This window comes from Vibrio phycocola (assembly GCF_053850235.1).
Genome location: NZ_JBSQDJ010000019.1, coordinates 51359 through 67312, shown reverse-complemented (window position 1 = coordinate 67312; position 15954 = coordinate 51359). Strand labels below are relative to the sequence as shown.

Sequence of the window (15954 nt, the reverse complement as noted above, 5' to 3'; positions counted from 1 at the left end):
GTTTTTTATATTCATGGTGGGGGCTATTAATGCTTTCAGATACAATAATTTCTATATTTATTGCATATTTAGTGGGACTTGGTCTTTATGGTTGTAATGAGTTGAATAAGTATTTTTTTAGTCCAAGAGATGGATGGCAACCTCAACGAGTAAATGTTATGAAAGCGATAACCAATGTATTACTTCAAATTCTTCTAGTTATTGGTGGTTTGGCTTTGATAGCTTTTATTCATCGTTGGGTTAATATTCCACCAGGAGGGGCTGTGTCGGTAATGAGTATGGGGTGTGGATTTGCGACATGTCAATTGTTGGAAAAGAACAGTTGACCTATTAGGATGTGGTATTTATACCGACATGAGAATGCTGTCTACAATCAAAGTGTTCAAAAAGTAGAAAGCCATCAGTATTCACTTTACGGCACGGCCAGTGGTGATGAATTCTCACTGCAACCGTTCGGTTTTTCCACCAAGCGCAGTGACTTTGCCTCTGGGTTGGTTTACTTTGGTTATCGCTTCTACGTTCCTCATTTTCAGTCGTTGGTTTAATCGTGATCCCACTTCAGGCAGAGGGCGGGATTAATCTTTATGCTTATGTGAATGGCGACCCGGTGGGGGAATCCGGATAGGCGTGAAGCTATACTACTGCCAATAATCCCTTCTTGTTTTCTGAACACCATGAAATGATCACGCCCAAAATTAATGCTTTAATATGAGTTTTTAGCGGACAATCCATTTGACGGAAAGTCGAGAAAAGCGTTAACTATAGTGAATAATTCTAGTCGTGAATGCATGACTATTCATGTTGATAATGAAATTGAATTTATCAATAGAAGATGCACGAGACAAAATTGGCAGTTGGGAATCGAATACAACCCGTTTTTTTTCACTCATCGCCGGAAAATTTAACGTCGATCCTGTTTCTCGAACGGCGTCGGAAAGCCGAAGTTTCTAGTGTTAAGTGCTACGGTTTTAGGAAGGGAATCATATGGTAAGTTTTCTTGAGAATAAAACGTTCAGTCTTAGGGTGACGGTCACGGCTGTCTTTTTGATTCTGACCACTATCTGTGTTTCCGTTGCTCTCTCTCTGCATTATTATTTTAGCCAGGGGTTAGCCCGTGATGCTGCGTCCAATTTGTTTGAGAGTGTGGCGGACAAATACAGCGAACGGTTCCATTCTATCGATGGTCAAAGTACGAGTATTGTACGTTTATTATCCTTCCTGCCTGATATTGAAAAGCCTTTTTCACTTAATGAGTTACACCCAGCGACACACTTAATGTTAGAGGTGATGCGCGAACAGCCATATTTACAGTCGATTTACGTGGGCTATGAAAATGATAACCTCTATCAGCTTATTAACTTAGAAAGTGAAGAGGAACTTCGTCAAGAATACGATGCAGCGAAGAGCGATCGTTGGCTAGTCATCAAGGATTTCTCGCGAAATAATCAACGAAAACGTCTATTTCAGTTTTACGATACTGATTTGAATATGACTTGGCAATATAGTGCTGATAGTGATTATTTTGCAACCGATAGAGCATGGTATCAAGAAGCGTTAGCAAGTAAAGAGAGTATTCGTACGGACCCTTACCTATTTGCTCATTTGCAAATACCGGGCGTTACTTATGCTAAGACAATAAAAACAAGCAAGTCTGTCATTGCTGTTGATATCACTTACCAAACACTGTCGAGTTTTTTAAGTGATCATCGCGTGTTCAATAGTGGCTCGGCGATGGTTTTTAATGAAAATGGGCAGATTTCTGCGCACTCATTTGCAAATACTCATCACTCTGTTTTGAATAATGTTCAATCGATTTCTCTACCCAATGAGGACAAAAGTTATCTTAAGGCTTTAGGACCGTTAACAGCTTCAAATCAGCTAAACTGGCCACCTTTTGACTTTTCCTATAGTGGTCACCCTCAAGGATACTCTGTTGATCTTTTAAATTTGGTTGCAGCAAAACTAGGAATGAAAGTTCGCTATACCAATGGCTATAATTGGAGTGGCATTATTGATTTATACCAAAATAATAAAGTCGATATTATACATTCAATTTTTCCAACGGAAGGTCGTAAAAATTGGGGGCATTTCACACAACCTTATCTCAGTTTAAGCACAAGTTTAGTTACGAATAATGAGCTTCCTCGGGTAAGAAATCTGTCTCAGTTATCAGGTAAAACGGTGGCTATACCGAAAGAGTGGTCATTAATTGAGCTTTTGAATCAAGAACATCCCGATATTAAATTGTTAGAAGTGGAAGACAGTCTAGAGGCGCTCAAAGCTGTGCAGCACCACCAGGTTGATGCAGCTCTCGAAACGACGCAAGTGGCTCAGTACTTAATCGAAACATATTGGTTGAATGAACTAACCGTTTCCCCTGCGATAGAAGAGCTTAATGCCTTTGCTCATCAGGATTTAACGATGTTGGTGCACAGTGAAAATTCTCGGTTACAAGCTTTATTGAATCTTGCCATTGAATCGATGACTGAGGAAGAGAGCCTGGCGTTGAAAACAAAATGGATGGGGCAGGGTTCAAGTACTAATTTTTCCCGTTCAATTAAAGCCGGTGTTGTACCGTTTGAGCAGTTAGTCAATATGGCGAAAAAGTCCGACGTCGACGAACGAGTGATGGAAACGTTCCACTTTTCGGGCCGAGAATACGTGTTATATGTTCAGCGTGTTGAGGATAATCATTATATTGGCTTCTATGTTGATACGGAGACTATTGATGAACCGTATATGCAGCAGGTCAATGCCTCGACGGTTATTTCATTAATCGTGATGCTGCTTCTCATTCCTATATTGTTGATTTTTGTTAATGTCATTCTTTCTCCAATTAAGGCATTACAGTCGCAAAGCGCCAAAATAAAACAGCGTGATTTCAAGTCAGTTATTTGTATTCACAGTCGTATCGTTGAAATTAATGATCTCTCCGAATCGATGTATGCCATGTCGGTGTCATTGGATCAATTTCAAGATAATCAAAAACGATTGATGGATTCATTTATTAAACTTATTGCTCAAGCGATCGATGATAAGTCTCCTCATACCGCGAATCACTGTGAACGTGTGCCAGCATTAGCTACGATGTTGGCTGAACAAGCAAATAACAGCCAAGAAGAAGGTCTAAAATCATTTAAATTGACCACCGATGAAGAGTGGCGTGAATTTGAAATAGCAGCTTGGCTGCATGATTGTGGAAAAATCACAACACCAGAGCACATTGTTGATAAAGGTACGAAATTAGAAGCGATTTATAACCGAATTCATCAAATAAGAATGCGCTTTGAAGTGTTATTGCGTGATATTGAAATTGATTATTGGAAAAAACGTCATGAGGGAGGAGATCCTACAGAGCTGAACCAGATACTTTCAGAGCAGCGTAAACAGGTCATTGATGATTTCGAGTTTATTGCTCGATGTAATATTGGTGGTGAATCAATGAGTGACTCCGATGTTCAAAGAGTTCGAAGTATCGCGACGCAAACCTGGGTTAGAAATTTAGATGATCGCTTGGGTTTATCTCCTGAAGAGTTGAAACGCATTAGTCATATGCCACCTCAAACCACTCCAAGAGTCGAACAATTATTGGCTGATAAGCAAGAGCACCTTTATATTTGGCCGCATCATCCAAAAGAGAGAAATTCATCGGATATTAAAATCTACGTACCTGATTATCAAGCGAACTTGGGTGAGGTTTACAATTTATGTATTACCCGTGGAACGCTCACAGAAGAAGACCGATATCGAATCCGAGAGCATGTTATTTCATCTATTCGAATGCTCGAAGCATTGCCACTAACGGACGACTTGAAACGTGTCCCCCAAATTGCGGGCGGTCACCATGAAACACTCGATGGCAAAGGGTATCCTAAAAAACTGGAGAAAAAAGACCTGTGCGTAGCGACACGTATTTTGGCTTTAGCCGACGTGTTTGAAGCATTAACTGCTTCCGATCGCCCATATAAAGACGCCAAAAAACTCAGCGAAGCCATCGGTATTTTACACTCAATGGTAGAGCGACAGTGTTTAGACCGAGACCTATTTGAGATGATGCTCAAGAACGATATTCATATTCGATATGCAGAGAAATACATGCCAGACATTCAAATTGATGAGGTTGATATTAGCCAGTATGTGTAACTGGGCGTTTTTTGAAGCAACATTGGTGACTTTATTGTCACCGCTTTGGCTTAGTCATTCATATTCATGCTTAGAGAGTCTTCACCAACTCACAATTCAAAAGTTCCTTTCTCTCCGTTTCTAAAATGCTTCGGATACACTCCATAATGCCGGTGGAACTGATTTGAAAATTCAAATGGGGAAGCATAGCCGAGCTCGGATGCGATTAATGCTATTTGTTTTGAAGTGGAACGTAGGAGTTGGCAGGCGACTTCCATACGTTTACGCACTAAATACTCGCTTGGTGATGTTCCCATTTCTTTTTTGAATCGCTTTCTGAAGTTGTCATATCCCCAACCTTGTTGAGCGCAATACTCCCGAAGTTGCAAACGTGTCGCGTAGAAATTTTCAAAGTCTCGACAGGCTTGGTCGACCATTTTATCCGTCGCAAGAATTCGCTTTCTGGATCTCGAACTTGAAAATAGAAGTCTTAGAATGGTTAAGTAATCCAAATACACGTCGGGCAATTCAGAGTATTGAGCGTCCGATAATCGCACAAGAAGCGCTTCAATTTTCTCAAGCAATGACGCGTCAATGTCCATAGAAAAGACTCGCTGCATCGGATCAATAACGCCCAAAGACACGAGGTGTTCATATAGGTGTTTGTCACAATCGAGATAATACTCTCGCCATCCTGTACCTTCGTCGACGTAAGAAGAATGGACTTCTTCAGGAAGCCTTTGAAAGATGGAATTGCTCGCCAATTTATATGACTTACCTTTGAGATCAACAAACGCTCCAGAACCTTCGACAACGATGACCAGAGAATAAAAAGGAAAGCGTATATTTTCATGTTTTAAATGATTGTGCGACTTAGTTAAGTATCCACAACCAATCCAGCTTTTAGAATTGGCAAGTGTTCTGGAAAAGTTCATTTGGCTTGCCGAATTTGTCGACGAACAAGGCTCAGGAAAATCTGCTTTTCCGACTAAATGGTGAGTATTATCTTCGACAATAAAGCATGGCTTTTTCATAACACTATTCCCAATTAACATATTTTTTATCTCATTCGTATCATTCCATCTTTTCCGGCGATCGTCAAAGCTATAGCTGGGAATAACATGGAGCGCACGCTATGAGAGTCACTATCACAAAATTTGATGTTCACAGCTGTAAGGTAATAAACAAAAAATTGGAACTTTTTAATAAGTCTCAAAAGACATATCAACAACAGATTGGGGTGAAAATATCGAAACTATGGAAATCAACATGTGACAGAGGTATTGAGCTATACCTCTGTCTCCCGCTGATATTTTTGCTTTTATTGTGGCTGTGATCGGTAAAGGGGAATCAACGCCATACACCCCTTTATTGTCCCTCCTGCTGAGTTGAGTTCGAGTAGGAGGTGTTGCTTCAAAGCACCAATCTATTGTTGGTGATCGCTAATAAGGTAGTGTTCTAATTCCGCAGCAATTTCTTCAGCGGCTAACATACCTCGATTTAGAGACCATAGTTCAGATGAGACAGGATAAGCTTGTTTTGTTTTACTGATCTTAAGCAGATTAAATAATGGATTTTGTTGCCACGAGTCCCACAGGGTTACCGATTTTTTCTTTGTATAAAATAGCCAGTCAGGATTGGCTTGAAGAAAGAGTTCCAAGTTTGCCTGTAGAATATGGCTATCTTGTAAATTTGGAATCGCGGTTTTTAAGCCGAGGTGTTCAATAAGACTCCCCGTGAACGAAAGTGGGCCGTGCATCCACATACCTCTATCATTGACGGTTGCAAACTGAACGGATCCGACATCCTTAAATTTTGATTTATATTCCTGAATGCGCTTTTTATGCCGTTCAATACGTGCTCTCATTTCCTTTTCTTTGTCGACAGCAATGCCAATGAGTAGGGCTGAATCTAAGCTATCTTGATAAGTCTCACCGCGGCTTTTCAGCAACATCGTTGGTGCTATTTTGGATAAATCCCCGTAGCTAATTTTATGTCGATGAAGATCGGCAATAATTAAGTCGGGTTTGAGGCCAGCGATGACTTCTAAGTTAGGTTGAGATCGCAGACCTACTGATGTCCACGGTTGAATGAGCGCTTTCACTTGAGAAATCACTCTGTTTTCTTGTTTATCATCAGCAATGCCGACGGGGGAGATTCTTATCGCAGCTAACGCATCGATAAATGAGTATTCAAGTACGACGATTCGTGTCGGCGTTTTCTCCAATGTAAGATCACCAAGTTCGTGCTTAACCACCCGGTTTTCTGCTCGTGCTGAAGCAATGCATAAAGTTAGAACGAGAGGCCATAGGTTAAGAAATGCAGGAGATTTGAATTTTTTCATAATATTGAGCCAGAAAGAGTGTGGTGTTTGATTCGCGTAAAAAAGGGGTGTTGTTGATATGGCGAATATCATTTTATTAATCGCACAAGCCGATCTTCGATCCTAATACTAAAACTCCATACAAGCAAATAATAATGATTATCATATCTATTATCATGTAAAAGTTAAGTGGTAGTTTTGTTAACTATTTGATAATTAATAAATTTAATTGTCTTTCATTCTTTTAAAAAATACCACTCACCTTTATTGATAATCATTATCAAGAAGAGTAGTATTTTTCCCAAGTTTTCCATGCGTTGAGATCAACGACTTTCTCATGACACTCCCAGTTAAACATTCGGTGATTTGGCTCACTCTAGGCTTGTTAGTGGGTGTTGGTTTTTGTTGTTCATTAATCGGATATTCAAGCTTTCCCTTACATATAGGGCATGTTGTGGATTACTTTTTAATGGCGCCAGATTCCAGTGTCGAGTTACAAATTATAGAATCGATTCGGATGCCTAGAGCGTTAGCCGGCATATTAATTGGGTCTGGGTTAGCGATAGCGGGTGTTGTTATGCAGGGGTTAAGTCAAAATGCTCTGGCTTCTCCTTCTATTTTGGGTATTAACTCTGGGGCTGCATGTGTGATGGCGTTGGCGAGCATTGGGTTTGCTGGGCTTGATCAACTCCCTAGTTTGATGGTTGCGGCGATAGGCGGGATAGTGAGTGGCGGGCTAGTGATGCTCCTTGGCGGAGTGTTAGATGATAAGCCTCACCCGATAAAACTCGTTTTGGCCGGTGTTGCAATCAATGCGCTGTTGGTTGGGATCACCCGAGCCTCGGTTATCATTGCCGATGATAAGGCATTTAGCGTTATTAATTGGCTTGCAGGATCCCTTGCAAGCGTGACTTGGCATGAGTGGAATGCAATGTGGCCTGCATCCGTATTAGGGCATGTTATTGCGTTTTTGATTGCACGTCAGCTCAACCTCCTTTCTTTAGGAAATGAGAAAGCGGTAAGTTTGGGTTTAAATTTATCTCGAACTCGATTTCTGTCTTGTGTTGCGATTATTTTGCTCACTGCGTCGAGTGTCTCGGTCGCCGGCCCAATCGGGTTTGTTGGGTTATTGGTGCCGCATATTGCTAGAAGAGTAGTTGGAAATAATTACGTGGTGCTGATTCCTGCATGTGCATTTGCCGGTGCCGCTCTAATCACCTTCTCCGATGCCTTATCTCGGTCGATCTCTTTTCCAACTGAGACTCCGGTTGGGGTATTAACGGCTCTCATCGGTACGCCGGTATTTGTCATCCTCGCTGTTCGAGGAGTGCGATAGATGAGTTCAGTAAAGATGACAGCGTTGTTTGGTGTTTTATTGGCAACATCTGTTTTTGCGCTTTTGGTTGGTGCATCGAATTTATCGTTCGAAAAAGTGTATCAAACCCTTCTTTTTGGGGGGGAGTTTGACTTTATTATCAATCAATATCGACTGCCTCGAATCGTTTTAGCATTGGGTGTGGGAGCGGGTCTTGGTATTGCGGGGGTGTTGGTTCAAGGTGTGATTCGAAACCCGTTAGCGTCACCGGACCTTATGGGGGTCAGTGCTGGCGCAGGGTTGGCAGCTACCACTTTGCTCGTGTTGAAGCCCGACTCCTCACTATTTGTTTTATCTCTTAGTAGTATGGGTGGCGGAATCATGACCGCTATTATCATCGCCTTCATAGCAAAGTTGAGTAATCCGACACCATCACGTTTGGCCTTGATCGGTATATCGATTAGCGCGTTTCTTGCAAGTTGTATCGACTATCTCCTGATCGTCCATCCTATTGAGATCAATACCGCGATGGTATGGCTTACTGGGAGTTTATGGGGAAGAAATTGGTCACAAGTGCCATTTTTGTGGGCATCATTGGTTGTGATATTGCCGGTTGCGTTTTGGTTAGCGTGGCGGTTAGATATCCTTGGGCTCGGGGAATCATCGGCAAAAACATTGGGAACTAACCCGGAAAAAGTTCAAGTGTATGCGCTTGTCCTTGCAGTATTGTTAACCGCCATAAGTGTTTCTATTTGCGGAACCATTAGCTTTGTTGGGCTTTTAGCGCCGCATTTATCTCGATTTCTGTTTGGTCACTTTCATAAAATGATCATCCCTGGCGCAGCGGCGATTGGTGCACTGATGATATTGGCAGCAGATACGGTGGCAAGAGGCATTCAACCACCACTAGAGCTTCCTGCTGGTGTACTGACTTCTTTGATCGGCGCGCCTTATTTTATTTTTCTGTTGCGCCGATATAGGGGCTGGCAATGATCACGACAAAAAACCTCTCAGTGTCTTATGGGAAAACAACAATTATTCACGATCTCTCTTTTAGCATTCCGGCTGGGAAAATTACGGCATTAATTGGACCCAATGGATGCGGTAAGTCGACTTTATTAAAAGCATTATCACGTATAAAAAAGCCCACTTCTGGCGACATTATGTTGTATGAGAAGCCATTATCATCTTATGGAGATAAGGCTTTAGCTCGTGAAGTCTCAATGTTATCGCAAATTTTGACAACACCTGAAGGGGTATCGGTTCGAAGATTAGTGGAATATGGCCGCTCTCCCTATGTTTCACATTGGGGAAGATTGGGGGAAAAAGATAAGGAAGTAGTTGAGTCATCGATGCGAGAAGCGGGCGTGATTGAGCTTGCTGATGTGAACGTTGATTTGCTTTCTGGAGGGCAGAGGCAGCGAGCTTGGATAGCAATGGTGCTCGCACAAGACACTCCGATTGTCTTACTGGATGAACCGACGACCTATTTGGATTTATCTCATCAGGTTGAATTGATGGATATCATGCAACAGCTTAATGATAAAGGAAAAACAGTCGTTGTTGTTTTACATGACTTAAACCAAGCGTGTCGATATTGTCATCATTTAGTGGTGCTAAAAGGTGGAAACTTAATTCAACAAGGTGACCCGAATACGGTTTTTACAGAAGCGCTTTTATCTGAGGTTTTTTCCTTAAAGGCCAAAGTTATTACGGACCCTGTCAGCGGATCGCCAATGTGTATCGCGCTTTGATAGTTGAGTATGAGTGTGAAATCATCTCTCATGCTCTCTGGCGTTTTTATCACAATGAATAGCTCAGAACTACTCAAATTATGACCAACAAAACCTCCCTGTAAATGACACCATATTTTATTAATACAAATGATAATAATATTGAAAACTATTATCATTTGAGTGTATTATTGACCAAAATTTGTCTTCAATGGTGACGTAATATAATGCGGTTAAAAAAATCGATAATTGCAATGCAATTCTTAGGTGTAATCTCTTTTTCTCCTATGGTTTTCGCGGAGGAAGCGGGTAGTGAAATAAAAGAAACACCATCAACGGATGATACTGAAACTCTAGTGGTAACCGGCAGGGCGTTGACGCTTTATCAGGCCGAGGAAGGGTCTTTGAGTACTCGCTCTGAGACTCCGGTTGATAAATCACCTCAGTCAATGCAAATTCTGACTCACGATTTGATAGCCGACCAAGCTGCTAATGAAGTAACGGATCTTTTCCGTTCTTTATCGGGCGTATCCTATTTCAATTATGGGGTTATGAAGGTACGAGGCTTCGAACAAGAGAGCCAAGTGCTTTACGATGGTGTTAAGGGTGACCCGTTCAGAACCTTTACAGTTCCTCAGTTGTTTAATATCGACCAGGTTCAAGTGCTAAAAGGGCCATCTGGTGCGTTATATGGTGCTGGTGAGGCTGGTGGTGTTGTTAACTATGTGACTAAAAAACCAAGCTTTGAGCAACAAACCACCGTTGAGCTTACGGCTGGAAATAAAGATTTTCTAAGCGGGAGTGTTGAAACGTCGGGGCCAGCAAATGCCGATGCGTCACAACGTTATCGAGTCGGTATTTATTCAAGTGGTGAAGATTCGTATCGGAATAACGTTGAAGAAGATAACCTTATTATCGACCTTGGGTATGCGTGGGATCTTAATGATCTTTCAACATTAACACTGCAGTACACACACTTTTATCAACTTGGAGAGCGCTTAAGAGGAGTACCGATCGACTCTGATGGGAACTTTTTAGCGGATACATCTTGGAGCAGCAATGAGCCTTCTGATTATCAAAAGTTTCAATCTGATATTATCCAAGCGAATCTCGAGCATTCCATCAATGACTGGCTAGACGGTAATTTTTCAATTCGTATGTACGATACGAAAGAGGTGATTAAATTTCATCAAGCAAGAAGTTTAGTTTACTCCGATGACGCGGATGATTCTAATGACTATGTGACGCGTCGTTATCAAGACCAAGTTCGATATTACAAGGGTCTAGACCTTGCTTCATCTTTTGTCGCCGAGCGTGGTGACCACACGGTTGTGATCGGAGCAGATTATCATTTCGCCAATGAAGATGAGGTTTTCTATTATTCTGGAAACAGTGATGGTACCGCTTCTACACCTTCTAACTTATTCCTTTCTGACCCGACTTACGGTGATGATATCAGTGCGTACTCTATGTCATTAAACCGAGATCGTTCGACCGATCTTAATCAAGTGGGTATTTATATCCAAGACCAATGGCAAACGACAGACAGGCTTAATATTGTTGCGGGCGGTCGAGTTGATTATGTTGATGAAAATGTTGTTGATAACGATGATGGAAGTGATAACGCATCCTATCACGATGTAGGGTACTCTGCTCGAATTGGGGCAACGTATGAAGTCAGTCATCAATTTAAACCTTATGCTTCCTACTCTACAGGCCTTACACCGCAAAGCGCATCTGATCAGCTTGATTCACAAGATGGCAGCTTATTTGACCCTGAAGAGAATAGACAATTTGAGATAGGCGCTCGCTCTTATTTATTTAATCATCGCTTAAGCTTGAACACAGCGGTTTATCACATCGTAAAAAACAACATCGTAACCGAAGATCCGATTGATGATGATTACAATGTGGCAATTGGAGAAATACGCAGCCAGGGATTTGAGTTAGATGCTTTGGCACAAATCACACCGGTTTGGGTCGCGAATATAAGTTATGCATATAATGATTTAGAAGTTTCAGATAGTGATGACTCATTGCGTGCACTTTCAAACTCGCCACACAACCAATTAGGTGTATGGACTCGCTATGAATTACCAAGTCTTAATTCTTCAATCGCGTTTGGTGCGGATTATGTCAGTGAGCAAACTGATCGTAATGAGAATACAATTAAGCCTTACACCATTTATGATATGTCTTGGCAGACCAATTGGAATCAGTGGAAGTTTCAAGCAAACGTTAAAAACCTGTTTGACGAGGAGTATGCGATTGCTGGGTTTAACTCAACCTCTGGCGCTATTATCGGTGAACGACGTCGCCTTTACTTAAAAGCGGCGTATCAGTTTTAAATCGTTGTAGGTTGGTAGGTTAAAGCTTGGTTATTCAATGTGACAGAATGAGTGTAAAAAGCTCTTTGGTTGGATGAATCATCTTAAACTATCAACGTGTAAATACTCTCTAGAAAAATATAAATGAAAAAATTAAATCCGCCGATGATCTTGGCGGATTTTTTATGCTATCGAATTTCTTAATAGAGTAGATGTAGTAATGAAATAAACTGTATTTGCTTATTGTCTTGATCTATTGCACTGACTTTCTGGGAGATAGGGATGAAGATGCATTGGTTCCTTGGTTGATGATAAATATCAACCCCATATGCATTCTCCAAATTTAGATATAGATAAACAAAATTTAAGTAATAACTAAATTATCTATAGGATAGTTTGCACATTCCTGCTTATCTGGCTTATTTTTTTGGAAAATGTACTACATTTAATAACATCGTGAGACTTATATGCCAAAAATATAACGGAAACTTACGAGTTAAATCATTTATTAATATGATGTTTTATTATTTTACTTTTTCATATTTGTTTGTGAAAAAGTTCGACACAATCCCAAATGGATTTAAGGGTTAATATGAAAGGTATTTCCGAGCTGATCTTCATTTGCTCATTATTGATAATGGCCAATAAAACTTTTGCTGAATCGAACGCAAGCTATCCAGAAGGATGGGAAAAATGGCCAGTAGTGAAAGAGTCGATGAATCTTCCTGCCGATACTGTCCTGCCGCCAAATACATCATTATTTATTCAAGAGTCGGTTCGAGCTTATGCGTGGATTAATAATGGACAGGGCTCTCCTCTGACGATTCGAGTGAATCCAGAAAAACTAGAACAATATAAAACACATGGTCCTTATAGTGATGGCCCTACTGTTGTTGCTGTTTCCGAAGCGCAAGGGATCATCTGGGTGACTGAGCATCTTGGTGGCATGCCTTTGTACGGAAGTTATGATCGTAATGGTCACGATACAAGCTCAATGCATCCTTCCCTAGAACCTAGTTTCTGCGAAAGTTGTCATTCAACGTATAAAGATATTTGTATCAATGGTACGTGTACAGAGCCTGTTTTAAGTTCTTATATTGATATAAAAGACTAAAGCTATGAGTGATAGGCTGTTTGGTTGGTTGACAATAAACCAAATGCTATTTGTTTCGCATTTAGTGCTTGTGATGTCTATTATTCTGGGGATGTCGTACTCTCGATATCAAAGTGACTGGGAGACAAAAGTTGAATATCTAGCAGACATGTCAGCCAGTCATTTATCTGCGTATAATACATTTTTCTCTGGTTCGGTTGCTGGGCGAAATTATGCGAATTTATTGATGCAATCAACACTCGATAACTTGAAAGCTATTCCCAATCTGAAATTCGCTGAAATCTCCGGAACCAGCGACTATTTAGATAGTAAAGTCAAAGTTAGATATTCGATTGAGAAAAGTAAAGGTTGGCGATTAGACTTGACTCAACAAGATGCTATTCAACTTTCTACCCAGTTAGAGCAATTAGAACGTTCGCTTGATAAAACATCAGAAACCAATACCGTTCATATAAAAAAACTTCACCACCTCATCAATAAAATAAAGCAGGATCTCAAAGGAACAATTGAGAGCATTGAATTACAATCCCTGTTAATCCCCAAAGCACCAGAGTCTATGGGAACAAATTCGTATTATCTCGATGAAAGCAATGCTTTGTTGTATGTACAAATAAAACTGCGTAATCAAAATGGTGGGCTTTTTAAGGCTACTATTGATGCCACTGAACTGAAGACAATCAAAACCAACTTGCTAATAAATGTCGTAAAAGAAGCGACTATTGCGATACTTGCTTCATTCATTCTCATCTATATCATCACATTTTGGCTTGTGAGCCCGCTAAAAGTATTGGCGATATCAATGAAGCAAGACATTGAAACTATCGACCAGTCTAAAATTCCTGAAATTAGACGAGCAGACGAAATTGGTGACTTAGCTCGTTCTTATTCAAGCTTGATTACTAAAATTAAAAATCAGTTACGAATTCTTCACAATCAAACAGAAACGGATCCTTTAACCGGTATCGGCTCTCGTTTTAAATATCAGAAATATGGTGCCAAGCGAGTCCAAGATACATTGTCGAACGGTAATCTTGTTTACGTTGTGATATGTGATATCGATAATTTTAAGCGCTTTAATGATACTTATGGGCATACTGAGGGTGATAATGCTCTCACTGACGTTGCAAACAGTATGTACAGTTTACTGAAACCAAATGAGCTTGGGTGCCGTCTGGGAGGAGAGGAGTTTGTTTTTCTATTATCAGGAAAGGAGAAAGAAGCACTGAAGCAAAGAGTGATCGAGTTGAGGTTAGCAGTGCTGGAGCTTGGTATTCCTCATACAAGTAATGATCCATATGGAATAGTCACTGTATCTATTGGTGCTGTTCCTATTATTTCTCAGCAGCGTTCTGTGACCCTTTCTCAATCAGAACAAGCACTAACACAAGCTCTTTCTGAAGCAGATAAGCAGTTATATCAAGGGAAAGCTCTAGGGCGAAATACGGTAATGGTGAGTTCATCTCTGTCTATAGATGGCAAGAGCCAGTGCTAGAGCATTGTCGTTGTTGTTCTGGTTAAATAAGAATATATCAGTAGGAGTGTAAAAAGCTCTTTGGTTGGATGAATCATATTAAAACCATCAATGTGTAAATACTCTTTAGAAAAATAAATGAAAAAAATAAATCCGCCGATAATCTCGGCGGATTTTTTATGCTGCCGTCGCTATCGAATCGTTGAATAGAGTAAGCGTAGTAATTAATCAAACTGTATTTACTTATTGTCTTAGTCTATTGTAAGGGCTTTCGGGTAGTAAGCCGATTACTCGAATGAGTTACTAGTTATCTTAAGTTGCTATATTATTATATGGATTAAGAAAACTAATATTTACGGAGAATTTCGTTTGTCGTCTATTAAAGAAGTGTGTGAGCTTGCCAAAGTATCAAAATCAACGGTTTCACGCGTTTTAAATAATCATCCTAGTGTTTCAGAAGAGACGAGAGAAAAGGTTCTCAAGGTGATTACACAGTTGGACTATCGACCAAACGCTTCCGCTCAAGCCCTAGCTTCTAATCGCTCAAATTGCATCGGAATGCTAGTTGAAACTATTGCTGGCCCATTTTATTCATATCTTGTGAGTACGGCGGAACAAATCGTTCGTCAGGAGAAGTTATATCTTATTGCGACAAGCGGGCAGGAGTCATGGGACAGAGAAGTCGACTCCATTATGTTTTTTAAGTCGAAACAAGTAGATGGTCTTATTCTTCATTCTGGAGAGTTATCGGATTATGACATATTAGAAATCGTAAAAGAGATACCAGCGACGGTTCTACTTAATCACTCTATTCCTGAAATCGCTGAAAATTGTATTTGTTTGGATGATGAATTGGGAGGGTATCTTGCTACTCAACATCTACTTGAAAATGGTCATACAAGGATAGGCTGCATTACAGGGCCTTTGCGTTCACGTGATAGTAGAGAACGGCTACTAGGATATCGTAAAGCACTGGCTGAATATGACATTGAGTATGATGCTAAGTTAGTTGTTGAGGGGAACTTCTGCATGGCTAATAACGATATCGCGCCTAATCGGTTACTCGATCGAAATACAGATATGACAGCTATTTTTTGCCAGAATGATCATATAGCTCTTGGGGTTTATGATGTGTTAAAACAAAGGGGGATAACCATTGGTGATGATATTTCTGTTGTAGGCTTCGACAATAGTATATTTAGTGCTCATACTGATCCCAAATTAACCACGATTAATTTTCCAGTCAAAGAAATGGGTATTGAAGCAGCAAAAAAAGTCCTTTCTCTAATTAAGAATATGGATTATTCGATGCCACAGAAGTTAATTCCAGAGTTAGTTATTAGAGACTCCGTAAGAAAAGTTAATCGTTAAGGCTGAGGTATTTTGAGCTTTTCGCTCTAAGCAAACTACTTTCAATTTTCCTACCTTTACTAGGTTCACCACCTTACTACCCAATATTTTTACACTAGTGCTTTCCGTCACAAAATTAGCATTTTAATCATGATCAGTGAACCTATCCAACGGTAATAGCTACAAGTAGATGAATGCT

General features: G+C 40.4%; 13 protein-coding genes. 11 read left to right on the top strand and 2 right to left on the bottom strand.

All coding sequences use genetic code 11. The features are described from left to right. The first annotated feature begins 29 nt into the window (after positions 1-29). The 4 genes from ACWU4D_RS17965 (at position 30) to ACWU4D_RS17950 (ending at position 4143) form a co-directional block, all read left to right on the top strand. Positions 30-326 carry a hypothetical protein gene (locus ACWU4D_RS17965; RefSeq protein WP_456052830.1) on the top strand — a complete coding sequence of 99 codons (297 nt, stop codon included), beginning with the start codon at positions 30-32 and terminating at the stop codon, positions 324-326. Positions 327-335: 9 nt separating this feature from the next. Then, positions 336-545, top strand: a complete 210-nt coding sequence (locus ACWU4D_RS17960) for a hypothetical protein (RefSeq protein WP_456052829.1) — start codon at positions 336-338, stop codon at positions 543-545. 262 nt (positions 546-807) lie between these two features. Beyond that, the gene (locus ACWU4D_RS17955) at positions 808-951 is read left to right on the top strand and encodes a hypothetical protein (RefSeq protein WP_456052828.1); all 144 of its coding nucleotides are present in this window, start codon (positions 808-810) and stop codon (positions 949-951) included. A 33-nt stretch (positions 952-984) separates the two neighbouring features. Then, entirely contained in the window at positions 985-4143 is a 3159-nt protein-coding gene (locus ACWU4D_RS17950) for an HD domain-containing phosphohydrolase (RefSeq protein ID WP_456052827.1), read from the top strand. An 89-nt stretch (positions 4144-4232) separates the two neighbouring features. On the opposite strand, the gene ACWU4D_RS17945 is transcribed toward ACWU4D_RS17950, so the two are convergent. Next, entirely contained in the window at positions 4233-5156 is a 924-nt protein-coding gene (locus tag ACWU4D_RS17945; RefSeq protein WP_456052826.1) for a helix-turn-helix domain-containing protein, read from the bottom strand. A 392-nt stretch (positions 5157-5548) separates the two neighbouring features. Next, on the bottom strand, positions 5549-6466 hold the full coding sequence (locus ACWU4D_RS17940) for a Fe(3+) dicitrate ABC transporter substrate-binding protein (RefSeq protein WP_456052825.1): 918 nt from the start codon (positions 6464-6466) through the stop codon (positions 5549-5551). Positions 6467-6782: 316 nt separating this feature from the next. On the opposite strand from ACWU4D_RS17940, the gene ACWU4D_RS17935 reads away from it, so the two are divergent. From ACWU4D_RS17935 to ACWU4D_RS17905, 7 genes are all read left to right on the top strand, one after another. Then, a complete protein-coding gene (locus ACWU4D_RS17935) occupies positions 6783-7781 on the top strand; it encodes a FecCD family ABC transporter permease (protein ID WP_456052824.1) in 999 nt (332 codons plus the stop codon). Next, entirely contained in the window at positions 7782-8753 is a 972-nt protein-coding gene (locus tag ACWU4D_RS17930; RefSeq protein WP_456052823.1) for an iron chelate uptake ABC transporter family permease subunit, read from the top strand. It abuts the gene before it with no gap. Then, positions 8750-9514 carry a Fe(3+) dicitrate ABC transporter ATP-binding protein FecE gene (gene fecE, locus ACWU4D_RS17925; RefSeq protein WP_456052822.1) on the top strand — a complete coding sequence of 255 codons (765 nt, stop codon included), beginning with the start codon at positions 8750-8752 and terminating at the stop codon, positions 9512-9514. Before ACWU4D_RS17930 ends, fecE begins: the two co-directional genes overlap by 4 nt. A gap of 206 nt (positions 9515-9720) precedes the next feature. Further along, a complete protein-coding gene (locus tag ACWU4D_RS17920) occupies positions 9721-11841 on the top strand; it encodes a TonB-dependent siderophore receptor (protein ID WP_456052821.1) in 2121 nt (706 codons plus the stop codon). A 616-nt stretch (positions 11842-12457) separates the two neighbouring features. Continuing rightward, positions 12458-12934: a hypothetical protein gene (locus tag ACWU4D_RS17915; RefSeq protein WP_456052874.1), complete on the top strand. Its 477-nt coding sequence runs from the start codon at positions 12458-12460 to the stop codon at positions 12932-12934. 4 nt (positions 12935-12938) lie between these two features. Then, entirely contained in the window at positions 12939-14426 is a 1488-nt protein-coding gene (locus ACWU4D_RS17910; RefSeq protein ID WP_456052820.1) for a diguanylate cyclase domain-containing protein, read from the top strand. 348 nt (positions 14427-14774) lie between these two features. Further along, the gene (locus ACWU4D_RS17905) at positions 14775-15776 is read left to right on the top strand and encodes a LacI family DNA-binding transcriptional regulator (protein WP_456052819.1); all 1002 of its coding nucleotides are present in this window, start codon (positions 14775-14777) and stop codon (positions 15774-15776) included. Positions 15777-15954 lie beyond the last annotated feature (178 nt).

Coding starts and splice junctions, on each gene's coding strand:
- ACWU4D_RS17910 (WP_456052820.1), top strand. CDS start 12,939: ATGAGTGATAGGCTGTTTGGTTGGTTGACAATAAACCAAATGCTATTT.
- fecE (WP_456052822.1), top strand. CDS start 8,750: ATGATCACGACAAAAAACCTCTCAGTGTCTTATGGGAAAACAACAATT.
- ACWU4D_RS17940 (WP_456052825.1), bottom strand. CDS start 6,466: ATGAAAAAATTCAAATCTCCTGCATTTCTTAACCTATGGCCTCTCGTT.
- ACWU4D_RS17915 (WP_456052874.1), top strand. CDS start 12,458: ATGGCCAATAAAACTTTTGCTGAATCGAACGCAAGCTATCCAGAAGGA.
- ACWU4D_RS17930 (WP_456052823.1), top strand. CDS start 7,782: ATGAGTTCAGTAAAGATGACAGCGTTGTTTGGTGTTTTATTGGCAACA.
- ACWU4D_RS17965 (WP_456052830.1), top strand. CDS start 30: ATGCTTTCAGATACAATAATTTCTATATTTATTGCATATTTAGTGGGA.
- ACWU4D_RS17955 (WP_456052828.1), top strand. CDS start 808: ATGAAATTGAATTTATCAATAGAAGATGCACGAGACAAAATTGGCAGT.
- ACWU4D_RS17935 (WP_456052824.1), top strand. CDS start 6,783: ATGACACTCCCAGTTAAACATTCGGTGATTTGGCTCACTCTAGGCTTG.
- ACWU4D_RS17960 (WP_456052829.1), top strand. CDS start 336: ATGTGGTATTTATACCGACATGAGAATGCTGTCTACAATCAAAGTGTT.
- ACWU4D_RS17920 (WP_456052821.1), top strand. CDS start 9,721: ATGCGGTTAAAAAAATCGATAATTGCAATGCAATTCTTAGGTGTAATC.
- ACWU4D_RS17950 (WP_456052827.1), top strand. CDS start 985: ATGGTAAGTTTTCTTGAGAATAAAACGTTCAGTCTTAGGGTGACGGTC.
- ACWU4D_RS17945 (WP_456052826.1), bottom strand. CDS start 5,156: ATGAAAAAGCCATGCTTTATTGTCGAAGATAATACTCACCATTTAGTC.